The 26,966-nt window shown below is 41.2% G+C and carries 27 protein-coding genes, 1 other RNA gene, 1 pseudogene and 1 riboswitch; of the genes and pseudogenes, 6 read left to right on the forward strand and 23 right to left on the reverse strand.

Annotated elements, in window-relative coordinates:
* From NSU11_RS10080 to NSU11_RS10090, 3 genes are read left to right on the forward strand one after another with little or no spacing between them, the layout of a single operon-like run.
* Positions 1-690 carry a queuosine precursor transporter gene (locus tag NSU11_RS10080; RefSeq protein ID WP_025093094.1) on the forward strand — a complete coding sequence of 230 codons (690 nt, stop codon included), beginning with the start codon at positions 1-3 and terminating at the stop codon, positions 688-690.
* A 1-nt stretch (position 691) separates the two neighbouring features.
* Positions 692-1,087, forward strand: coding sequence for a reverse transcriptase-like protein (locus NSU11_RS10085; protein ID WP_025093093.1), 396 nt, complete (start codon positions 692-694; stop codon positions 1,085-1,087).
* A 42-nt stretch (positions 1,088-1,129) separates the two neighbouring features.
* Positions 1,130-1,255, forward strand: coding sequence for a small, acid-soluble spore protein L (locus NSU11_RS10090; protein ID WP_135032195.1), 126 nt, complete (start codon positions 1,130-1,132; stop codon positions 1,253-1,255).
* 14 nt (positions 1,256-1,269) lie between these two features.
* Here the strand turns inward: NSU11_RS10090 and NSU11_RS10095 are convergent, their stop codons facing one another.
* The 7 genes and pseudogenes from NSU11_RS10095 to NSU11_RS10125 form a co-directional block, all read right to left on the reverse strand.
* A complete protein-coding gene (locus NSU11_RS10095) occupies positions 1,270-2,157 on the reverse strand; it encodes a 5'-3' exonuclease (protein ID WP_135032193.1) in 888 nt (295 codons plus the stop codon).
* Positions 2,158-2,435: 278 nt separating this feature from the next.
* Entirely contained in the window at positions 2,436-2,699 is a 264-nt protein-coding gene (locus NSU11_RS10100) for a YpbS family protein (RefSeq protein WP_024422753.1), read from the reverse strand.
* Between the two features lie 41 nt (positions 2,700-2,740).
* The gene (locus NSU11_RS10105; RefSeq protein ID WP_197172699.1) at positions 2,741-6,337 is read right to left on the reverse strand and encodes a dynamin family protein; all 3,597 of its coding nucleotides are present in this window, start codon (positions 6,335-6,337) and stop codon (positions 2,741-2,743) included.
* A 133-nt stretch (positions 6,338-6,470) separates the two neighbouring features.
* On the reverse strand, positions 6,471-6,578 hold the full coding sequence (gene fbpC, locus NSU11_RS10110; protein WP_306299200.1) for a Fur-regulated basic protein FbpC: 108 nt from the start codon (positions 6,576-6,578) through the stop codon (positions 6,471-6,473).
* A gap of 64 nt (positions 6,579-6,642) precedes the next feature.
* Positions 6,643-7,152, reverse strand: coding sequence for an isoprenylcysteine carboxylmethyltransferase family protein (locus tag NSU11_RS10115; RefSeq protein WP_034623498.1), 510 nt, complete (start codon positions 7,150-7,152; stop codon positions 6,643-6,645).
* Positions 7,149-8,249 carry a 3-oxoacyl-[acyl-carrier-protein] synthase III C-terminal domain-containing protein gene (locus NSU11_RS10120; protein WP_197172698.1) on the reverse strand — a complete coding sequence of 367 codons (1,101 nt, stop codon included), beginning with the start codon at positions 8,247-8,249 and terminating at the stop codon, positions 7,149-7,151. Before NSU11_RS10120 ends, NSU11_RS10115 begins: the two co-directional genes overlap by 4 nt.
* 321 nt (positions 8,250-8,570) lie before the next feature.
* Positions 8,571-8,936, reverse strand: a pseudogene (locus tag NSU11_RS10125) (hypothetical protein); the annotation flags it as partial.
* Positions 8,937-9,228: 292 nt separating this feature from the next.
* On the opposite strand from NSU11_RS10125, the gene NSU11_RS10130 reads away from it, so the two are divergent.
* A complete protein-coding gene (locus NSU11_RS10130; RefSeq protein ID WP_197172696.1) occupies positions 9,229-10,086 on the forward strand; it encodes a polysaccharide deacetylase family protein in 858 nt (285 codons plus the stop codon).
* A 189-nt stretch (positions 10,087-10,275) separates the two neighbouring features.
* On the opposite strand, the gene pbuX is transcribed toward NSU11_RS10130, so the two are convergent.
* The 12 genes from pbuX to NSU11_RS10190 all read right to left on the reverse strand — a co-directional run bounded on the left by pbuX (position 10,276) and on the right by NSU11_RS10190 (position 23,234).
* The gene (gene pbuX / locus NSU11_RS10135; RefSeq protein ID WP_254966250.1) at positions 10,276-11,595 is read right to left on the reverse strand and encodes a xanthine permease PbuX; all 1,320 of its coding nucleotides are present in this window, start codon (positions 11,593-11,595) and stop codon (positions 10,276-10,278) included.
* A complete protein-coding gene (xpt, locus tag NSU11_RS10140; protein WP_125587080.1) occupies positions 11,592-12,176 on the reverse strand; it encodes a xanthine phosphoribosyltransferase in 585 nt (194 codons plus the stop codon). Before xpt ends, pbuX begins: the two co-directional genes overlap by 4 nt.
* Before the next feature lie 117 nt (positions 12,177-12,293).
* Positions 12,294-12,393, reverse strand: a riboswitch (purine riboswitch).
* Between the two features lie 136 nt (positions 12,394-12,529).
* The gene (locus NSU11_RS10145; protein ID WP_025093083.1) at positions 12,530-14,035 is read right to left on the reverse strand and encodes a carboxypeptidase M32; all 1,506 of its coding nucleotides are present in this window, start codon (positions 14,033-14,035) and stop codon (positions 12,530-12,532) included.
* A 125-nt stretch (positions 14,036-14,160) separates the two neighbouring features.
* On the reverse strand, positions 14,161-16,098 hold the full coding sequence (locus NSU11_RS10150) for an ATP-dependent DNA helicase (RefSeq protein WP_024422761.1): 1,938 nt from the start codon (positions 16,096-16,098) through the stop codon (positions 14,161-14,163).
* 75 nt (positions 16,099-16,173) lie between these two features.
* The gene (locus NSU11_RS10155) at positions 16,174-16,371 is read right to left on the reverse strand and encodes a hypothetical protein (RefSeq protein ID WP_024422762.1); all 198 of its coding nucleotides are present in this window, start codon (positions 16,369-16,371) and stop codon (positions 16,174-16,176) included.
* A 105-nt stretch (positions 16,372-16,476) separates the two neighbouring features.
* Positions 16,477-17,631: a class I SAM-dependent RNA methyltransferase gene (locus NSU11_RS10160; protein WP_056767100.1), complete on the reverse strand. Its 1,155-nt coding sequence runs from the start codon at positions 17,629-17,631 to the stop codon at positions 16,477-16,479.
* A gap of 108 nt (positions 17,632-17,739) precedes the next feature.
* Positions 17,740-18,126, reverse strand: an RNA gene (gene rnpB, locus NSU11_RS10165) — RNase P RNA component class B.
* A gap of 61 nt (positions 18,127-18,187) precedes the next feature.
* A complete protein-coding gene (gene gpsB, locus NSU11_RS10170; RefSeq protein ID WP_012010336.1) occupies positions 18,188-18,493 on the reverse strand; it encodes a cell division regulator GpsB in 306 nt (101 codons plus the stop codon).
* A gap of 75 nt (positions 18,494-18,568) precedes the next feature.
* On the reverse strand, positions 18,569-19,111 hold the full coding sequence (locus NSU11_RS10175; RefSeq protein ID WP_056767102.1) for a DUF1273 domain-containing protein: 543 nt from the start codon (positions 19,109-19,111) through the stop codon (positions 18,569-18,571).
* A 48-nt stretch (positions 19,112-19,159) separates the two neighbouring features.
* Positions 19,160-19,399, reverse strand: a complete 240-nt coding sequence (locus tag NSU11_RS10180) for a CotD family spore coat protein (RefSeq protein ID WP_073206049.1) — start codon at positions 19,397-19,399, stop codon at positions 19,160-19,162.
* Between the two features lie 316 nt (positions 19,400-19,715).
* Positions 19,716-20,963, reverse strand: coding sequence for a ribonuclease H-like domain-containing protein (locus tag NSU11_RS10185; RefSeq protein ID WP_024422764.1), 1,248 nt, complete (start codon positions 20,961-20,963; stop codon positions 19,716-19,718).
* Between the two features lie 24 nt (positions 20,964-20,987).
* Positions 20,988-23,234 (reverse strand): DEAD/DEAH box helicase, encoded by a 2,247-nt coding sequence (locus tag NSU11_RS10190; protein WP_056767104.1) that lies wholly within the window; start codon positions 23,232-23,234, stop codon positions 20,988-20,990.
* A gap of 159 nt (positions 23,235-23,393) precedes the next feature.
* Between NSU11_RS10190 and NSU11_RS10195 the strand changes: the two genes are divergently transcribed.
* Positions 23,394-24,512, forward strand: coding sequence for an NADH-dependent flavin oxidoreductase (locus tag NSU11_RS10195; protein ID WP_342493572.1), 1,119 nt, complete (start codon positions 23,394-23,396; stop codon positions 24,510-24,512).
* Positions 24,513-24,566: 54 nt separating this feature from the next.
* On the opposite strand, the gene NSU11_RS10200 is transcribed toward NSU11_RS10195, so the two are convergent.
* On the reverse strand, positions 24,567-25,073 hold the full coding sequence (locus tag NSU11_RS10200; RefSeq protein WP_024422767.1) for a PTS glucose transporter subunit IIA: 507 nt from the start codon (positions 25,071-25,073) through the stop codon (positions 24,567-24,569).
* Between the two features lie 169 nt (positions 25,074-25,242).
* On the opposite strand from NSU11_RS10200, the gene NSU11_RS10205 reads away from it, so the two are divergent.
* The gene (locus tag NSU11_RS10205) at positions 25,243-25,662 is read left to right on the forward strand and encodes an Hsp20/alpha crystallin family protein (protein ID WP_056767106.1); all 420 of its coding nucleotides are present in this window, start codon (positions 25,243-25,245) and stop codon (positions 25,660-25,662) included.
* A 19-nt stretch (positions 25,663-25,681) separates the two neighbouring features.
* On the opposite strand, the gene NSU11_RS10210 is transcribed toward NSU11_RS10205, so the two are convergent.
* The 3 genes from NSU11_RS10210 to NSU11_RS10220 form a co-directional block, all read right to left on the reverse strand.
* On the reverse strand, positions 25,682-26,143 hold the full coding sequence (locus NSU11_RS10210; RefSeq protein WP_024422769.1) for a YppG family protein: 462 nt from the start codon (positions 26,141-26,143) through the stop codon (positions 25,682-25,684).
* A gap of 108 nt (positions 26,144-26,251) precedes the next feature.
* Positions 26,252-26,632, reverse strand: a complete 381-nt coding sequence (locus NSU11_RS10215; RefSeq protein ID WP_226340828.1) for a YppE family protein — start codon at positions 26,630-26,632, stop codon at positions 26,252-26,254.
* A gap of 49 nt (positions 26,633-26,681) precedes the next feature.
* Positions 26,682-26,918, reverse strand: a complete 237-nt coding sequence (locus NSU11_RS10220; protein ID WP_025093077.1) for a DUF5446 family protein — start codon at positions 26,916-26,918, stop codon at positions 26,682-26,684.
* Positions 26,919-26,966 lie beyond the last annotated feature (48 nt).

The raw sequence follows: 26,966 nt of genomic DNA on the forward strand, positions 1-26,966 counted from the left end.
TTGTTTAATGAAGGTATTTGGATCTTATTTGCGATCATTAATTTTATCATTGTTCTTCTATTTTATAAAGGATTTGGCAAGATGGGCCTTTTCGTCTGGATTGGCTTTGCGACGGTTGCTGCAAATTTACAAGTGGTCAAAACCGTTGAATTGTTTGGCTTAACGGCAACACTTGGAAACATTTTATACGGCAGTGTATTCTTTGCAACGGACGTATTGAATGAAAAATATGGACAAAATGAAGCAAGAAAAGCTGTCTGGATTGGCTTTGCCACCCTTTTAACGCTAACCGTTGTCATGCAAGAGGCTTTACTTTTCCATCCCGCTCCATCTGACATTTCTCAAACATCGCTGGAAACCATATTTGGCTTTATGCCAAGGGTCGCACTTGGCAGTCTTGCTGCTTATATCATCAGTCAAATGTTAGATGTTTATGTATATTCGTTTATTCGCCGGATATTTCCTTCTGATGGTGCGCTCTGGGTGCGCAACGCTGGAAGTACGATGATCAGCCAGCTGCTTGATACATTGATCTTCACAACTATTGCCTTTCTTGGCACCTATCCATTTCATGTATGGATCGAAATCTTCATCACGACTTATGTGATTAAATTTATCGTCGCCGCGATTGCGACACCATACGCGTATGCAGCGAAAAGAATGGTTCCACTTGATGAAAGGGGGAAATAAATTGCCAGCTGAAATATACATTGATGGTGCTAGCGCAGGTAATCCGGGTCCTTCTGGCATCGGCGTTTTCATTAAATATGATGGAAAGGCAGAATCTTTCTCGATTCCTCTTGGATCAATGAGCAATCACGAAGCAGAATTTACCGCTCTCATTGAAGGGATGAAAATCTGCGTAGAAAAAGGACTGCGATCCGTTTCGTTTCGAACAGATTCACAGGTAGTTGACCGTGCGGCCAATGCAGGATTTGCTAAAAATCCAGCCTTTCAGCATTTTATAAAAGAGATGATCGAGCTTCAAAGCCAGTTTGATTTATTTTTCATTAAGTGGATTCCAAGTAAGGAAAATCAAGTAGCTGATCAGCTCGCTAGAAAAGCGATTCACCTTTCTAAAGGATGAATCGCTTTTTTTCGGTTATGCTAATGTATGAGGTGATACTGATTGGATAAAGAAAATAAAGGTCGTGTCACAAATGGGACAACCCCTCAAGGTGATGCGCAAACAAATGATAAGCAGCCACTATCTCAGCTCGAAAATAGAGCGAAGAAAAGCAATACAAAAAGATGACCTTAGAGATCGGCTTAGCTGATCTCTATTTTACTTAATCGATTCACCATCGGTTCAATCCCTTTGATTTGATGGTATCGCAGCATGGCAGCAGCCCGTTCTTGATTGATGTTCACCTTCGTCTCATCAATTGGACAGCTCAGCGGGACATCACATTTGATCTCTGCCAATAGACGAGAAAGCTTCAAATCTTCTAATCCTGCTTGCATTTTCTTTTGCTGGCCAGCCGTTAGTTCATGAACATTTTCTAATAATCCGTCAATGGTTTGATATGTTTGAATAAATTTTAATGCTGTTTTTTCTCCGATTCCTTTGACGCCTGGATAATTGTCACTTGAATCCCCCATAAGTGCTTTCATATCGATCAGCGCCTTTGGAGAGATACCCATTTCCTCTTCAAATAAGGCTTTTGTATAATGTTTATAGTTCCCGATTCCTTTTTGCATTAGAGCAACCGTCACTTGTTCATTCAATATCTGCAGCAAATCTCTGTCCCCAGTTAGGACAGTCACACGTGCTTCATTCCGATAGAGTGCCGCCAGGGTGCCGATACAATCATCTGCCTCAAAGCCCTTTATACCAACGTTTACAATTCCTAATTCTTCTGTCGCTTCCTTTGCTAAATCGAATTGCGGAATGAGCTCGACAGGCGCATCTCCTCGATTTGCTTTATAATCTTGAAACAATTCATTTCGGTATGTTTGGCTTCCCATATCCCAGCAGCAAACAATATGAGTTGGCTCAAATGTCTGAACAGCGGTTAATAAATGCTTCAAATAGCCATTTACTCCATTCGTTGGGACGCCGTGATCATTTATCATAAAATTGCGATGGACAGCCGTTGCATAGAACGATCTGAACAGAAGCGCCATGCCATCAACAAGCAATACGTGTTTATTCATTCTTATAAACTCCCTTTTTCAAAACAATACTCCTATTCTATCATAGAACATCGAATTCGACATAAAAAAGGCGCCTTCTTCTTTTGGAAAAGAAGTGGCACCTGAGGGATTACTTTTGACCGTATTGCATTTTTTTCGATTCTGCTTCTGCGTAGGACGGCATCTCTTTTTGTTTAGGGTGACGCTCATCCTGCTTTTTTGCATGCTGCTTTTTTTCCATCATCATTCCCCTTTCTCGGTTCACTTGTTAAGATGACCTAAAAAGAGAAAGTTACTCTTTACTTCTGTTTTCGTTCGACATACTCCCTGACCATATCAATCGTGACATGCTTACGCAGCGGAACAATTCCGCCTCGTGCAAGCTCATTCATCTTCGAGGTAATTTCATTGATCTCGTCAGTTGTAAATGGTTCGTTTTGCTCACACTTCAAAACAGCAGTCTCTATTGCCTGCTCTCTTTTCTGTTCAAGCGCAAGAAACGATTTGATATGAGCATTCTGTTTTTGTGAATGTGCGGAAATTTCTTCGTGTACGCTCGTCATTTTTTATCAACTGCTTTCTTTTTTATATAGTGTATCATGACTCAAATGGTTTTCAACTGGTTCTTCCATTCATTTGTTTGCTTGTATACTTGTTCTATCATCGCCTGCTCTTTCGCATCTGTCGTTAAGCTCATGATAAATGTTTGTTTTTGTTCACTCAGCTGCTTAAGCGCTTCTGTTTCATATCTTTCAGTAAAGGTCTTTACCATCATATCGTATCTGCTCTGTAATTCTTCTTTTTCTTTATCTGCCCATTTCGTCGTTAATTGGAAAAGGACATCTCGAATCGCTTCAATAAACGCTGCCTTCCCGTTTTGTTCAAAGAAAGCTTTCGCTGATTTTTGCTTCTTTAAGAGCGGCTCAAACGGCGTCAGGTCCGCTTCCACTTCAATTTGTTTCAGCTCGGCATTCTTCTCATCTGGCGGCGACAGCCGGAGAGAAAAGTAAGGATCTTCTGCACACGCAGCCTGTAACCCTTTCTCCCACTCCTCTTTGAAATATTGAGTGATAAACGATTCCATTCGAATATCAAGCGCTTTTATCTCCTGTACAAATTCAAATTCATAATCCTTTAACGCTTGTTCCAGCGCTTTTTTCAACTCCTGTCTGAAGTCCCCTTGAGATATTCCAGGATAAAAGGCTGTCTTTAACAGATCGTTTGCATAAAGTGACAAGCGCTGAACAATGTGGTACAGCTGTTCGTGCAAGTCCTTTTTCACACTTTCTGTTACTAGCTTAGATCGTTTAATATGGCTCATTTGATCAACGATCGCTTCATAGGATGTGTTTATCTTTTTCTTTTCTGCTTGCTTTTCATCTTCCGACTGATGCAGCGTCTCATGCAGCTTGTCAACTGTTCTACATAATGTACTCGCTTCAAAATACAGCAGCTCAATCGCATCTTTCGTTAATTCTTCCTCAATAAAATAGTCAAGCTGTGTTCTAAGCTGTGCATACTGGTTATAAGGCGACTGTCCCTTTCCTTCGATCTCTTCCTTGCTGGATACGTGATGAAGGTTTGGATGCCGGATGCCTTCTTTTGTGAGCTCATTTTTCACATAGTCAAAGACGGTTTCAAGCTCTGTTTGATCCTTTGCGAGGTCAGCTGCATTGATAATAAAAAACATTTTATCCATGCTAAAAGAATCTTTTACAAGCCCGAGTTTACGTAAAAATGACCGGTCTGCTTTTGAGAAAGAATGCTGGTAGTAAGTTAAATAAAGAAGGGCATCAGCATCCTTCATATATTGAAAGGCAATCTCTGTGTGACGTTTATTCATACTGCTGGCGCCTGGTGTATCAACAATCGTCAGTCCTTTATCTGTTAAAGCTGTACTTAAATAGACCGTCACTTCCTTCACCACACAAGAAACAGCCTCTTCTGCCACATATGGCTTTAATTCTTGAAGGGTGACATTGAGCGGCGTTTGTTTTTGAATCGAATCACGGAACTTTTCATGAGCGTTTAAAAAATGGTCAACAATGATGCGGTGATCTTGTTCAAGCTCTCTTTTTTTCAGCGTTCGCTCGAGTTTCGCTTGAAACGTATCTCCCTTTTCTTCTGTTATAGAATAACCGAGAATTTGATCGAGCTCTTCTAATATTTCCTGCTCGGTTTTAAACACCACTTTCACACTTTCATGCGGATGGTCTTCTGTCGGCCGGGTCAGCTTATTGATCGTGGCCGTCGTTGGTGTAGGAGATGATGGCAGCACCTTTCTCCCAACAAGGGCATTGGCAAACGAAGATTTCCCCGAACTAAAAGCACCGAATAAGGCGAGTGTAAATTCCTTCGCTTGCAGCCGCTTTGTTCGTTTTTCAAAGGACTTTCTTTGAGATTGAAGCGCGTTTAATGGCATTAAAATTTGAGAAAGCTGCTCAAACTGGTCAATCGACTGCGCTGTCGGGATATGCTGTGATTGTCGCATTTGATCAAGCTTTATCTGCTGCTGATTTTCTTTTTCGCTTTCTTCCGTATGAGTTGATGCTTGATTCTGATTTAGCTCGTCATGCTGCATCCGGTGTTTTTTCACATAAAACCAATCTTCTTCGATCTGCTCATTTGTTCCGTTTTGCCATATATCCCATACATGCTCAATATCTTTTCTGATTTGATCATTTTTTTCCATGCATTGCTCCAGCGCTTGGAGCTCCTGTGCTGCCTGGGCCCATTTATTTTGCTGCTTTCCCTTTTCATTCAGGAGCTGGGTTTTCAGCATCTCGGTCATTTGTTCAATCAATGGTATTGCTTTCTGTTTCGTCTGTCTTTTCAGTGCTTCACCAGCATCTTTTGCATATTGCAAAACGTATTCATTTGAAAATGTCGCACCGTGATGAATCACGTTTTCAAGCAGTGATTCTTCTACAGGCGTTTCAAACGCCATCACTTGATTTAATAATTCTTCACCAAGCTGATGCTTCTTGACTTCTTTTTTGAGCAGTTCAGCAATATGCCAGTCTACTTCTGCTTTCATTCTTGCTTTGACATCTGCTAAGAACTCGTTCGCCCGCTTTTCTTTTTCCTGCTCGGTTTTATTTTTCGCGAACAGCAGTCCTACCTTAAAGCCAGGTGCTTTCGATTCAATATAATCACTTGCTAGCTCCCTCATTTTAAATGGGGTTAGATTTGCATTTTTTAAAATGTTCTCAACTTCAGAAGACACTTCATCTTCTAACTGTTTTGCTCCATTTTCAATGAAGCTGCTTTTCGCTTCGAGTTCCTTCACTTCTTTTCTTTTTTCTTGAAGCTGAAAATCCAGACCCTCTTCCTGCAGCTCTTCTTTTAATGAGTCAATATGTTCTTTTAAAACGTGCTCTATTTTCTGCTCGGTATAGGCGCGAAGCGATGCTTTCGGCAATGTTTGTAATTCTTGCAGTTTCTCGATTAAACGAATCATTTCGTTTCTTGGATGCGCCTCATCGGTTACAGATGTAAAGTATAGGTGTTCTTCTTCAATGCCTTCTTTTTGAAGCATATCAACTACTTGATTTTTGTAGTCTTCAAACGCTGTCTCATGCTCATCATGTCGATCGACTTGATTTACGATGAAATAAAGATTTGGCACTTTCTCTTTAATGGAGCGAATGAAACGAATGTTTTCCTCCGAATGAACATGGTTGTAATGAACAACATAAAAAAGAGCATCTGCTTGATGAAGAATAGACGCAGCAGATAAAAAGTGAGCATGATCCGTTGAATCAATTCCGGGTGTATCAATCACTGCCACCTTTTCTTCCAGTCCTCTATAGTCCCCGCTAATTTCCACCATTTCAATCTGTTCTCCATCCTTACAAAAACGCTGAACTGCTTCTTTATCATAAGAACCGCTCATTTTTGCAAAACGGCCATCTGAGGTGTGAAGCTTTACTTCACTCTCCCCTTTCCTCACGACGACCAAGTTTGCACTTGTTGGAATTGGACTCGTTGGCAGGATGTGATCATGAAGCAGATGATTCACAAGTGATGACTTTCCAGCTGAATAGTGGCCGGTAAATGCGATATACACTTCTTCTTCTGCTTCCTTTTTGATAATTGATGCAAGTTTGGCTGCGCGTTCATGATCATCCCTTTTGAGAAGGCTTTGATATAAAGCACCTGTAGTTTGAACGAGCGAATCTCGAATAGACAAGTCTTCCATGACGATAAACCCCTTTGTTTTTAGAAAAGTCAGTTATGTATGTGATACCATTTTACACAAAATGAAGAGATTTTTCTTCTGATCTGAGGAAATAAAAAAAATCTGCTGCCCGATCAGTCGCAATTGACTGCGATCAGGAAGCAGATTTTTTAGAAACACCTTTTAATACGAAGCCAATTAATAGGCTGTATACACAGACCGTACCGAGTAAGAAAACCATTGTCATGTGATCACCGTCCATCCTTCGTGATTGAGAATGCTTATCATTAATGAAAGTGTATCACAATTGATAATGATTTTCAATATTAATTTAACAAATACTGATTGAGCGCTTTCTCTTCTGTTTGAATTCTCACAGCCATCATCCATGCATTTAAACATGTGAACAAAATGGCGGTAAAATAAGCATTAAACAAAAGCGGGATCAGCATAAGCTCAATCGCCACCACTACATAGTTAGGATGCTTTAACCAGCGATAAGGTCCTTTTTTCACCATCATCGCATTTGGTACAACTAAAATCTTTGTATTCCAATACGTCCCAAGAGAACATAATGCCCAGTATCGAATCACCTGTGTGGCCAGCAGGAAAACGAGAAGCACAAGAAAATAGCGCGACGGCGGCCTGTTTAACCCCCATACCTCAACCATAAGTGAGAGAAAAAAGCCCGCATGCATAGCGACCATATAAGGATAATGACTAGCACCAAATTCAATGGCACCGATCGCTTTTACTTTCTTTTCATTTCTTTTAGCCACAAGCATTTCAATAAGCCGCTGACAAACGAAGAAACCAATGACGAGCCAAATGATCATGATAAGACCTCCTCCCATTTCATGAGCAGCAGCTCTGAGGAAAAGCCCGGACCAAGCGCTCCGCAAAGACCCATATCTCCCGCTTCAGCAGATCGATGTTCAAGATAATGTTTGATCACATACAAAACTGTGGCAGAGGACATATTTCCGTGTTGTTTAAGTACCTCTTTTGATGAAAAAAGTTGATCGTCTTGTAAGGATAGACTTTCAATATAGGCGTCAATCACTTTTTTTCCTCCAGGATGAGCAAGAAAAACTGATAGATCTTCTGCCGAATACCCTTGCTGCTCTAAAAATTGATCGACCTGCTCTTTTAACCAGCCGGAAATAATGGAAGGAATGTCACGGGAGAAAATAACCCGAAAGCCGTCACTTGTAAATTCCCAGCCCATCACATCTTCAGACTCTTTCATTGTGACGGATTGTGTACCAATCACTTTAGGGACTGTTTTGAGATGGGTATATTCTGATACACCTTTTTCTCCAGTTAAGAGTACCGCGGCTGTCCCGTCTCCGAACAAAGATGTCCCGATTAAATTGCTTTTTGATTGATCTTGCGGCTGGAAAGTTAAACTGCACAGTTCACAGGCGACAACCAGCACCTTTGCTTCTGGAAATGCCCTTATGTATTCGTAAGCCCGGGACAACCCTGCCGCTCCGCCCCCGCACCCTAATCCCCAGATCGGTACTCGTTTCGTATAAGGCGAAAAAGGAAGAACATTCATCAGTTTTGCATCAAGACTTGGTGTCGAAAGGCCGGTGCTTGAAATAAAAAACAATGCATCGATCTCATCAAACGGAATCGGTTTTTTCAGGAACGCCTTCTCATGGAGACAGTGTATGACCGCTTCTTTTGCATGAGCCAATGCTTTTTCCAAATAGAGATTGTTTTTCTCCTCAAAAGAGTGGTGCGTCTGATACCATTCAATTGGCTGCACAAACTGTCTGCTCTCGATTTCTCCGTTTTGAAAAGCTCTGAGCAGCCGGTCGATATCTTTAAACGATCGTTTAAATTGGGATCTAGCAAAATCAGCCGCCTTTTTCTGATCCACATGATGTTTTGGCAGACTCGTTCCAACAGAAAGAATGTACGCCATCGGCTTCACCTCTTTTTCGATTAATATCCCCTATCGAAAAAAGGATATACATGCCAAAACGTCACAATTCAGTCAAAATATTTTCCTCCGGCTAACTTTTTGTCTTGACGACAATTGATAAATATTGGATAATATAGGTGAAAACATGATGTAGTTTTCCTCCTTCACAGGTTCGTTCTAAGCCAAGCGAACCTGCTTTTTTTATGCAAAAAAACACCTCTAAAAGAGAAGTGTTCAGACCGTAGAACCCCCCTTACTTTAAATAAAAGTGGGGGTTTCACTATAATTATAAAGGGTTTACGCTGGACATAGTGTTTTCCATGTATGATTTTGACTTGGTGTATAGTTAACTAGAAAAGAACAAGTTTTACAAACCTCTGAACCGGACACATATTGTTTAAATCCTTCTCTAGTCGTTGTACGGTAAGAGAGAATTTGCCGATATGGGCACAATATGCGTCCATACACGCATTCATTCTTTTTAAAATAATCTGCTGCTATTCTCGGACGAATGTAAGGCTTGACAGGTTTATCTCTTGATCTATAAAAAGTTAGCTCTGATTCAGTTGTACTGACTTTGATTTCTTTTGTTTCTTCTTTATTTTGTAGTGGTAAGAACTTTTCTCTATGATTTTTGAGATTAATCGCCTCTGTCTCCACTTTCCACATGAGCACCCTTTTTTCAATGAAATCGTCATTATACAACACTTTCATAAGGAATCTCCCTTTCGCTTCGAATTAATGGTCAAATCTGCTGCTATCTTAGCGTATAAATATTAACGTTTCGATCATTATTCGGAATGATTTTATTTAAACATGAATGGATCACCTTTTTTGCTGATCAACACAAAGTAACAACCATATAAAAAGGATTTTTTCCACTATATACTTAATCAATATGAGTACCAAGAAAAACAGTGAAAAAGAAAGGATCTACAACATGGTTCGGCTCTAAATTTAATTGACTGGAGTGATTGTAATGAAAAAGGTTTCCAGAAAAAAGACACCCTACAACACGATACTTCTCTCAAAGGTAATTGGTTTAGTGCTTCTTACACTGTTTCTCTTTTTTATCTGGGATATGTCTAAACCCCATTTGCAGGCGACAAATGGGCAAGCAAAAAATGTTGCCAGCAGTGACTTCCGTGACACAAGCATCAGTCTGATAGCAAAAGATCAGTCTACAAGAACATTGGATACACATTTTAAGACCAATCCAAACCAACAGGCAACGAATAAAACGGTCTTTTTAACATTTGATGATGGTCCTTCTGCTACATCAAATCAGCTGTTAAATGTATTAAAAGCACATCACGTGAAGGCGACGTTCTTCATGCTTGGACCGCAAATTCAAGCACACCAATCAACTGTGAAAAGACTTTATCAAGAAGGACATCAATTAGGTCTTCATGGCATGACGCATGATATAAACCTCTTTTATCAGAACAGCGAGTCTCCCGCAAATGAAATGAGAGAAGCTCAGCGTATTCTTGCCTCTGTTACAGGCGTCTACAGCCGTCTTGTAAGAACCCCCTTTGGCAGTGTTCCAAATTTAACATATCATCAAAAAGTACGTTTAAACCAAAATGGCTTTATTTACTGGGACTGGACGATTGATAGCCTTGACTGGAGATATAAAAACTCACAATATGTTCCAGAGGTATTGAATCAATTGCAAATGTTTGAGAAAAATAAACCATGGGAACCAAAAGTTATATTAATGCATGATCAACCCTCTACCACAAACTATTTAGACAGCCTGATTATACAGCTAAAAGCAAGGGGCTATACATTTGCAGTCATTAACGAAACAATGCCGCCGGTACAACATGAATAGTGCTAATCACAAAAAGCCCGTATCCAAAAGATGCGGGCTTTCAGCTTGTAGACAAACCCTCACACGCTCCTTCCTAGGATCCTAGGACTTCAAAGGTTTTTTATCAAGCTAAAAAGAAGACAAAGAGCTAAAATAAAAGGTCATTTTAGCTCTTTGTCCATCATCTGAACCCCTCTCCAAGAGAGGGGTTTACATAACAGATTGCTTAGGTTCTTCTACCAGGTCATGCCCGGCTTCTTTTTTAAAAGGAATCATGTGATAAATAATATGAAGCAAAATAGCGGTAAAGCTTCCGGCCACAATGCCGTTACTTGTTAATAATTTCATCGAATCTGGCAGATGCTCAAACATTTGCGGTACGACAGTAACTCCTAAGCCGATTCCCACGGAGCAAGCGACGATCAGCAAGTTCTCCTGCTTTGCAAAGTCCACGCGCGAGAGCATTTTAATACCGTATGCAATGACCATGCCAAACATGGCAACCATTGCACCGCCAAGAACTGATTTTGGAATAATCGTCGTAAAGGCAGCGATTTTAGGAAAAAGACCAAATAACATGAGCAATGCCCCTGTGACGACAATGACTTGGTTTTTCTTGACGCCTGTTAACTGGATCAATCCAACATTTTGCGAGTAGGCTGTATACGGAAAAGCATTAAAGATTCCGCCTAATAACACAGCAATCCCCTCTGCCCGATAGCCTTTAGCCAAATCCTTCTCTTTTAATGACCGGTTTGTTAAATCACCTAATGCGAAATAAACGCCTGTTGATTCAACTAATGACACAATCGCAACTAACGTCATGGTCATGATCGGTGCAAATTCAAAGGTCGGCATCCCAAAATAAAATGGCTCAATCATACGGAAAACCTGAGCGTTTGCCACCTCAGCTGTTTCCACTTTCCCCATAAACGCAGCAACTGCTGTCCCAAGAAGAATACCGATTAAAATGGCGATCGCCTTCATAAATCCTTTCGTGAATCGATAGAGCAGTACAATGATAAACAGTACAAGGAAAGCGAGTCCTAGATTTTCAAAAGAACCATAGTCCGCACTTCCTTCTCCTCCTGCCATATTGTTCATCGCTACAGGAATGAGGGTGATACCAATAATGGTGACGACAGAACCAGTGACAACAGGCGGGAAAAATTTCACAAGCTTTCCAAAGAAAAATGAAAGAAGAATGATAATACATCCTGAAGCGATAATACTTCCATAGATAGACGAAATCCCATACTTAGAGCCAATCGCAATCATAGGCGAAACCGCAGTAAATGTACAGCCTAATACAACGGGCAGACCGATCCCAAAGAAGCGGTTTTTCCATACTTGAAGCAATGTGGCAGCCCCGCACATGAAAATATCCGCCGAGATTAAGTAAGTCAGCTGTGCAGGCGTGAGCCCGAGCGCATCTCCAACAATGAGCGGTACAAGAACAGCACCGGCATACATCGCCAGCACATGCTGAATACCCAGTGAGAGCATTTTGACTTTTTTAGCGGCACTCATGATTGTACCTCCCGTACAAACGTGACTTTCCCTTCCTCAAGTGATTCAATACGTGCGAGCGACTCAACGCGGTAGCCCATTTGCACAAGCGCATTTCTTCCAGGCTGGAATGATTTTTCAATGACAATGCCAAATCCGGCTACTTTCGCCTTCGCCTGCTTTGCAATCGCAGCCAGTCCTTTCGCAGCTTCACCATTCGCTAAAAAGTCATCGATGATTAACACACAATCATTTTCACTAAGATGCGTATTTGAGACAGCAATCGTGCTTTCTACTTTTTTTGTAAAAGAGTACACACTGGCTGTTAACAGGTTATCCGTTAATGTGAGTGATTGACGTTTTCTTGCAAACACAACAGGTACTTGAAGAGCAAGTCCAGCCATCACAGCAGGTGCGATGCCAGAAGATTCAATTGTGATGATTTTTGTAATGCCATCATGCTGAAATAATCTAGCGAACTCTTGTCCGATCTCATGCATTAACACAGGATCAATTTGATGATTTAAAAAAGCATCTACCTTTAACACTTGATTTGACAGAACGATTCCTTCGTTCTCAATTTTTTGACGTAACAATTCCATCATTCTTCCCCCTAGCATATTGGCAAACATTCAATTTTTGGTATAAAAAAAGCATTGCTGTCCATGAGGAGCAAGCAATGCGAAAACGATCAACGGATCTTCAGCTCAAACAAGAGCTGTTTCATTTTGCTCACTCATAGTCGGACCGTATCGGTGTCCGGTAGAAACTTGCGTGCCATCATCACGCGATTATATGAGTGTTATAGTGTTCAAATTATAACAAGATTTCAGACGCTTGGAAAGCACTTTTCTAGAAAAATACCGAACTTAAATAATAGATCAGAACAAAATGTTCGTTTTTAGAATATTCAAGCATCAAAAAAGCACCCCTCTCATGAAAGGGTGCCCTTCTTTTATGATAAATACAGTTTCGTATATTTATCCGTTAAGTAGTCGATTAAATATTGCACATTTAATTCTTCACCTGTTGCATCTTGAATAATTTCAGATGGCTTTTTCCGTTTACCATGCTGGTGAACATGTTCCGTCAGCCATTCTTTTATCGGTGCAAAAGACCCAGTTTGAATGAGCTCATCAAAATTTGGTAAATCTTTGATCATTTGCTGCTTTAATTGCGCTGCATACATATAACCAAGGGCATATGAAGGGAAATAGCCAAAGCTTCCATCAGACCAGTGAACATCCTGCAAGATACCGAGTGCATCATTAGGAGGCGTAATACCAAGATACGCTTGATATTTTTCATTCCAAAGTGCAGGCAAATCTTCAACTGCTACTTCTTCATTGAAAATCGCTTTCTCAATTTCATAGCGGATGATAATGTGAAGCGGATATGTCAGTTCATCGGCTTCAATTCGAATGTAAGTCGGCTTCGATTCATTCACTGCATGCACAAAGTCTTCTAAAGAAACATCTTTAAATTGCTCAGGAGAAGCTTCTTGCAGCTTTTGATAATACGTTTTCCAGAAATCTTCGTGTCTGCCGATAAAGTTCTCAAAGAAAAGAGACTGTGATTCATGGATACCCATCGAAGTCCCATCACATAAAAGTGTTCCGCTCAGTGCTTCATCAATGTTTTGCTCATAAATCGCATGACCACATTCATGAATCGTGCCAAAGATCGCCATTCGAAAATCATGCTCATCATAACGGGTCGTCACACGTACGTCACCTCTGCTTAACGTTACAGCAAAAGGATGGACTGTTGTATCAAGGCGGCCTGCGTCAAAGTCATATCCTAATTCTTTTAAGAAAAAGAGACTCAATTCCTTTTGTTTATCGATTGGGAAGCTTTTCGATAAAAATGAAGTATCCGGCTTATTAGGTGAGGCTTCGATTTTTTTCACTAGAGGAACAATAGCGTCACGAAGTGCACCAAATTTTTGATCAAGCTGTTCAACCGTCATATCTGGCTCATAGTTATTGAGCAGCACATCATAAGGCGTTTTTTTCACGCCCCAATATTGGATGAAACGCTTGTTAAAGTCAATAAGCTGTTTTAAGTATGGTGCAAAGAGTGAAAAGTCTGATTTCTCCCTTGCTTCTACCCATACATGCTCCGCTTTTGATTGCAAAATCGAGTATTCTTTAAATTCTTCTTTCGGAATTTTACTGTTTTCATCATACTCTTTTTGTGATAATTCGAGCGCCTTCTGTGTATCTTTTGACAGCTCATCTCGATGTTTGTTTAATGCGAGAAGAAGATCTCTCATTTCATCAGAAGTCTTCATATTAAAAATATCACTTGATAATTGACCGATCGTTTCAGCTCTAAAATCCGCACTTTTTTTAGGTGCTTGTGTTCTAGAGTCCCAATAAAGTAAATGGAGCGCCTCTGTATAATGGGCGATTTTCCCTAGTAATTGATAAAACGCTTTCTCAGTTGCTTCAAGACTCATGCGTTTGTTCCCCCAATCAATAAAATATGTATGTACGTTTCAAGGCTACTTCAATGAATGTTCTTTTGTCAATGAAAAAGGAGGATACACCGTGGTATCCTCCTCATTTGCAAGTTTTCACCTATTTAAGATGTGATGATGGGCTTCACTGGCAGGACGGATTCAATTTTACTTTGAAGCTTAGTATCTTCCTGACGATCAAAGTAAATATGAATGCTTCCTGCGTCTTGGCTTGTCCGGATCAGTCTTCCGATCCCTTGGCGTAAGCGAAGCAGCATATACGGAAGGTCAACTTCAGCATGTGCATCCTTTGCTTCATTCCTTTTCGCTTCAAATACTGGATCATGCGGCGGATAAGGAAGTCCCCAGATGATCACATTCGTTAATGATTCACCTGGAATATCAAGCCCTTCCCACAGATGAACTGAGCATAACACGGATGTCTCATCAGCTTGGAACTTTTGAACAATCGTGCTGATTTCCTCGTCTCCCTCAAAATATACGTCAAACGGCAGTGATTCATTTGCTGCTTCAAGTTGTTTTCTAAAGAAATGAAGTTCATCAAATGAAGGGAAGAGAATCAGAGATCGTCCTCCATTTTCTTTCAGCTGAGTCATCACTTGCTGTGCTTTTGCCTCTTGCTCAGCGAGCTGCTGAATTCCATGGAAATAAATCTTCATTTGTTCATCGTAATCATACGGCGAAGCGACACTCATTGATAAGTAATCTTTAATCCCAAGACTTTCAGCTAAATAATCAAAGGATTGATTCTCAGACAATGTAGCGGAAGAGAAAATATATGGTCTTTTTTGAGAGAATACTTTTTCGCCAAGTACCTCTGCGACCGTCTTCGGCATCACAACAAATGTTGTATCTAATTCCTGTTTTTCCAGCCAGCTAATGGCATTTTTTTGATAAAGCGATAAAGAATACGCCATTTGTTCAATGTATTCTTCCACAACAGATAATTCGTATTGATCGATCGTATACATCTCAGATTCAAACACGAGCGCTTCTCCGATTTTTTCAAGCAAGTCACACAATTCACTTGCAGAACGCTTCACCTCATCGACACGCCCAATTTCAAGCCGGTGCGAGCCTTTGACTTCTTTGGCATGCGTTTTTAAGAGATAAAAGAACTCATCGTTTGTTGCAAGTGCATCTTCAACAAGCTCTGCAAATTCTTCGCGTATGTCGTTTTGCAAAAGACGTTCCAAAAATGTTTCGAGCGTTGATTGCTTCACTCGGTACGTTAACGCTTTTTGTGCGGCAAACTCGAGAAGATGTCCCTCATCAAATACGACGGAGCTATGCTCAGGAAGCAGCGGAAGCTGACCCTCACGTTTCCGGGATTCCTTCGTCCACACATGCTCCATGTAAAAATCATGTGAACAGATGATGAGATCTGTCGCTTTCCGGTAATGATCTCTTGATAAATTCAGACCGCAGCGATGACGCATATCGCACGTCAGGCAGTCCTGAAACGAGTCATAGCCAATTCGTGACCATTCATCATTTGATAACTCTGGATACTCTTTTCGATCGCCATACGGATAAAAGGTTTGCATGCCATGTGATTCATGAACAAATGAAGGCAGTGATTCATAAATATCGAGCCACTTTTCATCATCTTCACGCTGCATCGTTTTCTCCAGCTTTTTTAAGCATAAATATTGATCATGCGATTTACTTAATCTCGCATCTATTTGAATATCAAGGTGATTGGCAATTTTATAGATATCACCTTCTTGTTTAACGAGCTGTTCAATTAACGTTTCGTCTGCACATGCAATAATCGCAGGCTTCCCTGTATACCTTGCATATGTGACGGCAAATAATAAATAGACGATGGTTTTGCCTGTGCCTACCCCAGCTTCGGCAAACATCACACTTTTTTCTTTAAAGGCTCTTTCTAGTTGAAAAGCCATAAATATTTGTTCATCTCGAAGATCAAAGCCCTTTTCTGGCAAAATGTCATAAAACACATCACCAATCCAGTTGCCCAGTTCTTCGTAAAAATTGTGTTCTTTTGATAATGAAAAAGGCAAACGAGATGCTGTCACCTGCTTCAACCCCCAACTTTTGAATCATTCAGACATTCAATAGTACCATTTACGCTGGGGAAAAACAATCTTTTTTTATGAGCGCAGGCGATGCTGATAGCTTTCCTTCATTAAAAATGCATGCTCAGAACGTTCTATGTATGCCTGAGCCAGCGCCAAATCTTCAATGGCTGCCGTAAGCTGAGCAGATTGTCCACCTTCATGCCCTTCAATTTCTTGAGCAGTCGAAGCGAGTGCTTTTTGGATTAACTGAATTTGATCATAATGAATCATGAAGACACCTCTTTTTTTAAAATCAAGTTCAGTTTATTCCGTCTTGCTGAGAGTTATACCTTTTCAGCATAAAAAAGCCGCACCTTCTTTCGGTGCGGCTCTTTATTACGATTCAGTTGATTGCTTTCTAGGCGGGCGTTTTCCCCAATATTGATAATAGTCTGTTTTGATAAATCCGTTAAACAGTTTTCTCTTTTTCGTCGCTTTTCTTCCGAAGCACTCTTCGAATTTTTCGTGTGACGTCAAGATGTAAATGGACCATGTATCTAGGTTCTTAAACGCTTCACCCATTCCTTGATACATTTTTTCAACTGCTGGTTTATCACTCAGTCGTTCACCATAAGGAGGATTTCCGACAATCACACCGTACTCTTCTTTTGTTTGAAAGTCTTTTACTTGCATTTGTTTAAACTCAATCAGTTCACTCAGTCCTGCTTCTTCTGCATTCATTTTTGCGATATCTACCATACGATGGTCGATGTCACTTGCAATAATGCGGAGCGGCTGATCATAGTTTGCTTTTTCTTCTACTTCCACACGCGCTTTGTTCCATACGTCTTCACCGATCCATTCCCATGATTCAGACGCAAAATCCCGGTTAAATCCTGGGGCAATGTTTTGTCCTATCATCGCTGCTTCAATGGCGATTGTTCCTGATCCGCAGAAAGGATCAACAAACGGACGGTCAGGTGTCCAGTTCGTTAATAAGACGAGCGCAGCAGCAAGCGTTTCTTTAATAGGTGCTCCGCCTTGATCCATGCGGTATCCGCGTTTATGAAGACCTACACCAGATGTATCAAGCGTAAGAACCGCTTTATCTTTTAAAAGAGCGATCTCGATTTTATATTCAGGTCCCGTTTCTTCAAGCCATTCAGACTGAATGTTGTAGGAGGATTTAAGCTTTTGCGCAATGGCTTTTTTGACGATGCGCTGGCAGTCCGGCACACTGGCAAGCTGAGATTTAACAGATTTCCCGATGACAGGAAACGTACTGTTTTTTGGTAAAAAAGCGGCCCAGTCAATCGCTTTCGTCCGTTCAAAAAGCTCATCAAATGTTTTAGCCGAAAATTCAGCAACTTGTACCTTGATCCGGTCTGCTGTACGCAGCCAAAGGTTTGCACGGCAAATCGCAAGAGCATCCCCCTTGAAAATCACTTTTCCGTTGTCGACTGTGCACTCATAGCCAAGGTCTCTTACTTCTTTTGCAACAATTGCTTCAATTCCCATTGGAGCTGTTGCGATGAGTGTATAGGTTTTCATTGATTTATCACCTGTTTTCTCGTCCTTTTATGTATTCAAGATAAAAGCTCTCCATATGTTGAAATAGGAGAGCTTTGTTTCATCATGTTTATTATAACGGATTTAACGTTCTGTAAGCCATGTTTTGTTCCATCGTACTGCAAACGGCAAATGCCTCGTACTCAGGTGGTAATCATCTATCTACAGAATTCTCTGTCCTTCTCTCCGTTTGGTTCCTTTGAGAAAGTTCCCCTACCAAGTTTGGGTTTCTCGCTCGAGGGGTTTACCGCGTTCCACTCTCACCATTTCTAGTGAGACTTCGTCACTGTGGCACTTTCAAGGATACTTTGCCATATCCTAAAAAGGACGTAGGCATTTTTCCTGCCGTCAGCCTTTCCCAGGCTGCCCTGGCTTATTTTTTCGCCAGGCACGAACACTACGGGCATCTCAGCACCGTGCGAGCATGGACTTTCCTCTGCAATGCCCTAAATAGCATTACAGCGATTACCCGAACGTTAATCAATAAGCGTTATTATAAACGACAATGACATCTGACACAAGCTTTTTTCAGCAACACTCAATCATAAAGTTTGCTGCCGAAAACGTGTTTCTCAAGGTTCGATAGTCTTTTTAAAATATCAAAGTTTGTTGTATTAGACTGTGCAGGCTGTCTTTTCCCTTGTTCAACAGCTTCTTCAAGCTGTTTTGACAAGTGGAGGTTTTCTTGTTGAAGTTTTTCGATTTCTTGGTTGAATGTCTCATAGTCTTTAATGACCATATCTAAAAATTTATCGACTTCTTCTTGTTTGTACCCTCTGACACCTGTTTTAAATTCTTTTTCTAAAATTTCTTTCGCAGAAAGCTTTACTTTATCAGCAAGCATCTTTTTCACCTCATATCGTGAATTCATAGTATATTTTTTCAGAAATACGTGACGTTGTCAAATTTTCTCTTGCTTTTAATCAAAAAACGGATCTTCCGCCTCAACCTGCGCTCTTAGATCATCCATCGTGATGTACATAATCGGGTAATCGGTATAGGCTTCCGCCTCCCTGATCATATACTTCGGCGATCCCTCATGCTCGGGATCATATAAGACGAGAAGACCATCTGTTTTTTCAATAAAAAAGCGGTTCTTTTGTTTAAATTGTGCCGGACTTTCGTACGGTCTATGCGTGACACTTTCTACAAAATCGGCCTGTGCAAGAATTCCTTCATACAACACTTTGTTTTGTTCATTCCAGCGCTCTTCCTGTTCATAAAATGGCGTAATGACTGCAAGTTTTAACGCTGGATATTCCTCCTGAAGCTCAAACACCACTTCGGCTGTCCAAATTTCTGCCCCAAGCTGGCCTGATATGAGAACCCATTCCAGACCTTCTTCGATAAGGGCTGTCAGCCTTTTTTGAAGCTCCGCTTTTATGTATTGAAGTGCAGGCTCGTCTTGTTTGAATATCCCAAGCTCAAACGGCTTGTACCCTGTGACAGCAATAATTTTCATTTTTTCACCTGCTTTTAAAAAATGGGACTTATAAAAGTCCCATTCACTTTATCTGTTACAGCAAGGTCCACCGCAGTTAAAGTGTTGATGTGTTGTCGGGTCCACCTGAGAAAACGTATGCGGGAAGTAGTGAACATGTTTGAAATTATGGTGGTGAACATTTGTCACATGCTGCGGGTGGATATGCGGCACAATTGTTGTTGACTCGCTGTGTGTACAGCAATGATTCGTCGGATGAACAATTGGCTGTGTAACATTCGGATGGCAATGATGGTGATGATGGTACATGTAGCATTCCCCTCTCCTTTATTTTCTTACATTAACAATGTATGAATTAAGAGGTGTACATGTACTAATGCATTAACCTATTTTAAAAGTTGGCAAGAAAAATATCTTTATAGTTTGAAAACACAAAAGCGACCAAAATGACCACAAGAAAAAACAAGTAGAAAAGACCCTTATACATGCTATACGCTCCTCATTCAATATCTAACGTTATTTTACAGGATTCGCGGACTTTCTACAATAAAAGTGCTAAACAATTTTTATTTTCGGCCGAGAGCCGAACGTTGTCATTTTTTGCGCTTTCCCGGGTAATAATATTTCATTGCCCAGCTTTTCTCAATAGCCGTTTTTTTCGTTTCTCAAGCTCTTTTGTGTCTCGCTCGCTTAACGATGAGAAAGATAATAAAGATTCCGTGATGGAAAGAGCTGACCTTGCATCTTTTTGGCGATGCTCTTTACACTTCGCAAGCTCTATACCCGCTTTTAATGCTAAATGGACATCACTTGATTCAAATAATGTTTCCCAAATTCGAACTGCTTCATCCCACTCGTTTAGCCGTTTATATTGTAAGGAGAGATCAAAAGCCGCCTGATTGGCATGTTCAAAATCAGCACCTGTTAATTCCCGCAAATGCTTCGTAGCTTCCTGTACATCACGATGCGCAAGATGCCACCTAGCCAGCGCGTATTTCTCATCGTGCTCCTTTACTGCATCCATAGATAGAATTTTTTTGGATAGATGAATGTAGAGGCTGATTAACGAAAGGACGTCTAATTCATTATGAGTCAAAATCCCTTCAATGAGCTTCGGATTTTGTTCCTTTAAAAAGTGAAAATAGATCATCGGTGCCAAAAAACCCGGTGTGTCTCCTTCCCGGTGAACGTGCAGCTCTTCTTTTTCAACCACAGACAGCGCCATTCGTTCATATTTATGCTTCCACAACCGTCTTGACCCATGCAGAAGATCAAAGTGGCCAAACTCTGGAAGCGCAGGGATTTGATCTCGCAGCAAAGTATGTCTCGTTTTCACTTGCGGCCAATCGAATGATTTTCCATTATATGTAACGAGTGATTCTACGTTCACTTCATCGAGAAAGCTTTTATAAAGAGCCGCTTCATTTCCCGGATTTGTGAGCAGGTGCTGTTTCACCACTACTTTGTCAGCAAAGACCCGCGCATGTCCTAGCAAGAAGATCATATTTCCCGTTCCGCCAGATAATCCAGTTGTTTCTGTATCAAAGAAAAACAGTTCATGCGGCTTGTAACCTTTAGCCGATAGAGAATGCTGGATGCTGCTTTTGTTCCATGCCTCGATGATCTTTGGCAGTTCCGCAAACGAGTAGAGTCCATGCTTATCATCTAATGAATAGGTGACTTCTCGAATGAGACAAAAAGAATCCTCAAAGTGATAAGGAGCTGCTCCCAATTGCTCCCATTCCTTTAAAAATGGAATGTTATCGGCCGTCACAGGCTGAGGTTGCCCTTCCACTGCTTTTTGCCTTTTTTCGTTTGGCTGGTTGTGCGACAGGTGCTTCTTCATTCGATTTAATTTCCCTTTTAAAGACATGAGTAGGTATCTTCCTCCTTCCCCTTAAAATACAGACATCAATTCAACAATGCTGCTTTTTCCGCTCACCTCTTTCATTTCCATGCCAATGCAGGATGGACAGCCGTTCTCACAGCGGCACCGCTCTATCAGCTGAATGGCTGCACCTGCTATTTCATCGAAACGAGCTTGGACTTCTTTGCTTAAACCGATTCCGCCAGGGTAGTGGTCATATAAAAAGACTGTCGGTTTACCGGTATGTGCCGCTTTAATTTGTGAAACAACATGAATATCTGAGCGGTCACACATCACAAAAGCAGGTACAATGTGCTGAAGAACATTTGCGATGCCAAGCAGCAGCTGTTCAAGTGTCTTCTCTTCAAATCTCCGCTCTGCCTCGTGTAATTCAAACCAAGCCGCACTCGTATGAATTTCTTCTTCCGGTAAGTGAATCGGTCCAGACCCGATATTTTCACCAGTACTGAGCCGGATTTTTTTGAAAATTGTTGGCATTGCGTTGACAGTCACATCACCGTAGTGAACAGATACTGCTTCTTTCTCTGTTGTCTGATCGATTTCCAGTACCTTGAGCTGAACAGCTAAATTCGCATCTGTATAGTATTCTACATCTACTTGTTTCACATAAGCCTTCAAATGCTCGTAATCTAGCTTTTCTACTTGATACTGAACCCCTTCATGTAAATAAATCGCCTCATCATGAAGCAGTGTCATTGCACTGAATCGATCCATCTCTCCAATAATCCGAACATTCGCTACGTCGGATTGATCCACAATTACCACATTTTCTTGGCTTGCAGACCGCAGGCTGATGCCATGCGCTGGGAACGATTGATCTGACCAATAATACCGGTTCCCGCTAAAATGAAGAACCCCTTCCTCATGTAAGTATTGCAAAATGTCCTCTACTTCCATGCCGCCAAACTGTTCATCCGTCCGAAATGGCAGCTCGTAGGAAGCACATTTTAGATGATCCACTAAAATAATGAGATTTTCAGGATTGATTCTGGCTGCTTCAGGCGGTCTATTAAAGAAATATTCAGGGTGTCGGACAATATATTGATCAAGGGGTGAGGAACTTGCCACCATGATAATGAGCGCCTCCTCATGACGCCTTCCAGCACGTCCTGCCTGCTGCCATGTACTCGCTACACTGCCAGGATACCCCGTCATAATGCATACCTTTAGCTGACCTATATCTACCCCTAATTCTAGTGCGTTCGTGCTCACGACACCTAGAATGTCTCCTTCTCTTAACCCCTTTTCAATCACGCGCCGCTCTTTTGGCAAATAGCCTCCGCGATACCCGCGAATCGATTTTGGACCAATTTCTTTTTTCACAAGCTCTTGAATATGACTTAAAATCACTTCTACTCGTACTCTGCTTCTAGCAAAAACGATCGTTTGAATTTTTTCTTTTAAAAATGTTTTAGCCAATTGGTTGACGACAGTGGCAGCGCTTTGTCTAATATTTAATGGTTTATTCACCACCGGCGGGTTATAAAACACAAAATTCTTTTTACCGCTAGGCGCTCCGTTTCGTTCAATAAGATGCACTTTGCTCCCTGTGAGCTGCTGCGCCAGCTCTTTTGGATTTGCAATCGTTGCGGAAGTACAAATGAAAATCGGATCACTTCCATAAAATGCACAAATACGTTTTAACCTGCGAATCACATTAGCCACATGACTGCCAAAAACGCCTCGATATGTATGAAGCTCATCAATGACAATATACTTCAAATTCTCAAATAAACTGACCCATTTCGTATGATGAGGCAAAATAGCTGAATGCAGCATATCTGGGTTTGTGATGACAATATGTCCTGCTTGTCTGACTCGCTGCCGAATGGCCGGGGAGGTGTCCCCGTCATATGTTTCACTATGAATCGGAACATCCATCTCGTGGATGATCTCGTTAAGTTCACTCTTTTGATCCTGTGCGAGCGCTTTTGTTGGAAATAAATAAAGAGAGCGGTTTGTCTGGTCTTCTGCAATCGACTGAAGAACAGGCAGATTGTAGCAAAGCGTTTTACCTGAAGCTGTTGGTGTAACCGTTACTACATGCTCACCATTCATTACTCGTTCAAAGGCTTCTTTTTGATGAATATACAGCTCTTTCACGCCTCGTTTTTCAAGCGCCTTTTTTAGCCTGTCGTCCACTCTTTCAGGAACGGGTGAGGTCTGTGCAGGCTTTGCTTCAATTTCATGCCAATGTTCTACCTGTTCGTCTTTCTTTAATTCTTCTATCAGTTCGTTCATTGTTTTCTTTTTCATATTGCGTCCACCTCTCATTCTAGTGTACCGAATATTTGTTTGCATGACTAGGCGGCAATTTTTTGATGCGGACTTATGAGCAAATACTTTGAACTGTTGTAACAGTATCTATTACACTTCTAAAGTGAAATGATTTTATCAAGGAAGAAGATGATCAGATTGAAAAACGAATTTAAGCCTTTATTTGAACCATTTACGTTTCCAGGAGGCGCCTCTATTGATGGCCGGTTAGTGGTTGCTCCAATGACACACTTCGGTTCTCATGACGACGGCACCATTTCAAAAGACGAAATTGACTTCATTACAGCTAGATCAAGTGAAATGGGCATGGTCATTACAGCATGTGCGAATGTGACTCCAGATGGGAAGGCATTTGAAGGACAGCCTTCTATCGCAAGAGATGAAGATATCCCTGGCCTGAAAAAACTGGCTTCAGCTATCCAGGCAAAAGGAACAAAAGCCATCATTCAAATTCATCACGGCGGCTCTCAGGCTCTCCCTCATTTAGTTCCAAACGGTGATGTGGTTGCGCCAAGTGATGTGTTTAAAGATGGAAAACAAATTGCACGCGCTTTAAAAGAAGAGGAAATTACGCATATTATCGACTCCTTTAAAGAAGCGGCAAGACGAGCGGTTCAAGCAGGGTTTGACGGCGTGGAAATTCACGGGGCAAACGGTTATTTATTACAGCAATTTTACTCACCGCATAGCAATCAGCGTACAGATCAATGGGGAGGAAACGAAGAAAAACGTCTAGCTTTCCCTATTGCTGTTGTAGATGCAGTTAAAGAGGCCATCAAAGAGCATGCGGCTAAACCGTTTATCTTTGGATACCGGTTATCTCCTGAAGAACCAGAAACTCCTGGTTTAACAATGACAGAGACGTTTACATTAGTGGATGTTCTCAAAACAAAAAGCCTCGATTATTTGCATATCTCTTTAATGGAGATTGGCTCTAAAGCAAGACGAGGCGCAGATTCTAATAAGACACGTATGGAACTGCTAAAAGAACGCTGCGGCGATGCTCTTCCGCTTATTGGAGTAGGCAGCGTCATTACAGCTGAAGATGCACTCCATGCTTACAATCAAGGAATTCCTCTCATCGCTGTCGCACGAGAGCTGATCGTCGACCCAGATTGGGCAAAGAAAATTAAAGAAGGCAGAGAACAAGAGATTGAAACCGTCATTAAACGCAGCCAAAAAGACAAGTATCTTATTCCAGAAGGATTGTGGTCTGTCATAGAAGCGAGTCAAGGCTGGGTTCCAATGGAGGATTAATGTTCTCACCTCAATAAAAAACTACCCTATCAATGGGTAGTTTTTTTTCATGAACTATTTCATTTTCACTGTAAAGAGCTTGGACGTCTGCTTTTCTACAGAGCCTTTTGGTTCTTTATCAAGTCGTTCGATAAGGTCACCGTTCATAATCACAATCGGTGTCACTGTACTTGACGCTTTCTCTTCAATCAGTTCTAAATCACACGTAATAAGAGGATCCCCGATTTTCACCTTATCCCCTTCTTTCATGTGCGCTTCAAATCCTTCACCATTTAACCCAACTGTTTCAAGTCCGATATGAATCAGAAGCTCAAGCCCCGAGAGTGTTCGAATGCCAATTGCATGTTTTGTATGGAAGAGCTGAATGATTTCACCCTCTACTGGTGACACAATCGTCCCACTTTTTGGTTTTACTGCTACGCCGTCTCCCATCATCTTTTGAGAAAAGACGGGATCTGGTACATCAGTCATATCCATTAACTCTCCATCAACTGGAGAATAAATGACTTCTTCCTTTACATCATCTTGGTTTTTTCCGAAACCGAATAATTTTTTCAGCAATGTCAATTTGCTCCCTTCAAGCTTTGCTTCCTAAATCTATTTCGTGTATGAAACTTTACGCCCATACACCTTGCTTCATTCAACACTATTTAATCATAATTTTTTCCTCTCATCAATTGATAACCGCCTGAGCCCCCTCTGCATAGGCTGTAGATGAGAGGTGATTCAGATGAAACATGAAGGCGAAAAAAAACATGAAATGCTGGCAAATGAAGATATGCTATATGAAGCGATTGAACAATTTTTTGCATCCTCCCCGTTTCACGAGATATTAAATAGTGCAGAGGCACTCATGACCACATCGCATTCACTTGCATCCATTACGACCAATGTGACAGAGGATGAACAGAATGTGTATATCGAGATTCAATTTCCAGACCATTTTGTCGAAGGAGACATTGCGCTAGAAGTAAAAGCCCAATATTTACACTTATCAGTACAGGAAAAAATCAAAACGAATACGACTACCTCGTATTCAAGTTTTACTAAAACGATTTTAATGCCGGCAAAAATAGATGAGACAAAAATGAAGAGTGTGTGGAAAGATCAATCGCTTCATGTGTCTGCGCCAAAGCAAACAACCCAATAGTTCAATCTATTGGGTTTAGCTATGCTTTAAAAATGCTTGTAAATCCTTTCGCCAATGAGCCTACTTGATTCATTGTACTCATCATTTGGCCAGCTGTATCAAACATTTTGTTAAAATCGTATTGCCCATTCGTCTTTTTGAATTGTGACAGCACACTTTTAAATTGAGATGGCTGCTGTTTTTGCGGCCTTGGCAATGGATAAGGGTTCATAGGCGGCTGCATGGGCATCATGCCTGGAGGCGGCTGCATTTGGGGTGGATTCATCGCTTCAGGCGGCTGCATAAGCGGCACGTTTTCTTGGTATCCATAAGGCGGCTGATAAACAGTAGATGGTGCCTGATTCATTCCCCCTCCACCTTGATACGGCGGCATGAAATAGTCTGGAGGCTGCGGAGGCTGCTGCTGCATCTCTGGATACGGAAAAGGCCTTTGCTTGAATTGATTGAATTCATAAGGCTGCTGGTTTGAATAAGGGAACATCTATCTCGCTCCTCTCGCTCTCAACACATATTGATGTCACTCATATATTATGACCAAGAGCAGAAGATGTGCCTAAAGAAGCCATAAGAAAAACGCAGCATCATGTCTTTAGCTGCGCTTTTTGATTTCTTCTATTAAAAGGTTCAGAGTGTAAACCACTGACTCAACTAAATTTTTTACACGGGGTGCGTGCTGTTTACCAAAATAAGATTGCAGGACAACCTCTTTACCATTTTCTTTTACGGCTTCAAGCTGTTCTTGGTGTAAATATCTAGGTTTGGCCTGCTCAATAAACGAGATCGCAGCGGTGAGCCACTCCTCCATTTTCTGATCAAATGTAACAACGGCCGGCTGAATATCCGTATAAAAATCATACGATGGGTATTCCTCTTCAGCCTTTCCCTTTTGGTACTGCTTATACGCTTCTTCGATCCATATTCTCAAGTTTTGTGTATGTTCAAGTAATGTTTGATTATCCAAAGTGTTCACCTCTATGAACCATCCTATCAAACGTTTACCTATTGCTCAAATAGAAAAGCTATCCGGCGTGATATGCCGGTCTTGCTGCCAGTTTATACTCGGCTGCATGAAGCTTCACTTCACAGTCCTTTACTTCTGATTCAAGCCGGTCAATTATTTGTTCTTGCTCTTCTATCGCTGCACGTTTCGTCTGCTTCACAGCAAGAGACAGCTCTTCCTCCACCGCATCAATTTTCCGCTCGATTTCCTCTAACAACTGCATAATGGATTCTTTTGATACAAATTCGCTCATCATCAGATTCCTCCTTTATTGTCTCTCGTTACATTCTCTTTTCTTTCTCCC

The sequence above is a fragment of the Bacillus sp. FSL R5-0712 genome (assembly GCF_038593285.1).
GTDB lineage: Bacteria > Bacillota > Bacilli > Bacillales > Bacillaceae > Bacillus > Bacillus safensis.

Coding starts and splice junctions, on each gene's coding strand:
- NSU11_RS10220 (WP_025093077.1), bottom strand. CDS start 26,918: ATGATGAGCGAATTTGTATCAAAAGAATCCATTATGCAGTTGTTAGAG.
- NSU11_RS10100 (WP_024422753.1), bottom strand. CDS start 2,699: ATGACGAGCGTACACGAAGAAATTTCCGCACATTCACAAAAACAGAAT.
- pbuX (WP_254966250.1), bottom strand. CDS start 11,595: ATGAGTGCCGCTAAAAAAGTCAAAATGCTCTCACTGGGTATTCAGCAT.
- NSU11_RS10205 (WP_056767106.1), top strand. CDS start 25,243: ATGAAACATGAAGGCGAAAAAAAACATGAAATGCTGGCAAATGAAGAT.
- gpsB (WP_012010336.1), bottom strand. CDS start 18,493: ATGCTTGCTGATAAAGTAAAGCTTTCTGCGAAAGAAATTTTAGAAAAA.
- NSU11_RS10145 (WP_025093083.1), bottom strand. CDS start 14,035: ATGAGTCTTGAAGCAACTGAGAAAGCGTTTTATCAATTACTAGGGAAA.
- NSU11_RS10155 (WP_024422762.1), bottom strand. CDS start 16,371: ATGATTCATTATGATCAAATTCAGTTAATCCAAAAAGCACTCGCTTCG.
- NSU11_RS10180 (WP_073206049.1), bottom strand. CDS start 19,399: ATGTACCATCATCACCATCATTGCCATCCGAATGTTACACAGCCAATT.
- fbpC (WP_306299200.1), bottom strand. CDS start 6,578: ATGGACGGTGATCACATGACAATGGTTTTCTTACTCGGTACGGTCTGT.
- NSU11_RS10105 (WP_197172699.1), bottom strand. CDS start 6,337: ATGGAAGACTTGTCTATTCGAGATTCGCTCGTTCAAACTACAGGTGCT.
- NSU11_RS10130 (WP_197172696.1), top strand. CDS start 9,229: ATGAAAAAGGTTTCCAGAAAAAAGACACCCTACAACACGATACTTCTC.
- xpt (WP_125587080.1), bottom strand. CDS start 12,176: ATGGAATTGTTACGTCAAAAAATTGAGAACGAAGGAATCGTTCTGTCA.
- NSU11_RS10095 (WP_135032193.1), bottom strand. CDS start 2,157: ATGAATAAACACGTATTGCTTGTTGATGGCATGGCGCTTCTGTTCAGA.
- NSU11_RS10175 (WP_056767102.1), bottom strand. CDS start 19,111: ATGAAAATTATTGCTGTCACAGGGTACAAGCCGTTTGAGCTTGGGATA.
- NSU11_RS10210 (WP_024422769.1), bottom strand. CDS start 26,143: ATGTTCCCTTATTCAAACCAGCAGCCTTATGAATTCAATCAATTCAAG.
- NSU11_RS10120 (WP_197172698.1), bottom strand. CDS start 8,249: ATGGCGTACATTCTTTCTGTTGGAACGAGTCTGCCAAAACATCATGTG.
- NSU11_RS10185 (WP_024422764.1), bottom strand. CDS start 20,963: ATGTCTTTAAAAGGGAAATTAAATCGAATGAAGAAGCACCTGTCGCAC.
- NSU11_RS10160 (WP_056767100.1), bottom strand. CDS start 17,631: ATGAAAACCTATACACTCATCGCAACAGCTCCAATGGGAATTGAAGCA.
- NSU11_RS10190 (WP_056767104.1), bottom strand. CDS start 23,234: ATGAAAAAGAAAACAATGAACGAACTGATAGAAGAATTAAAGAAAGAC.
- NSU11_RS10115 (WP_034623498.1), bottom strand. CDS start 7,152: ATGATCATTTGGCTCGTCATTGGTTTCTTCGTTTGTCAGCGGCTTATT.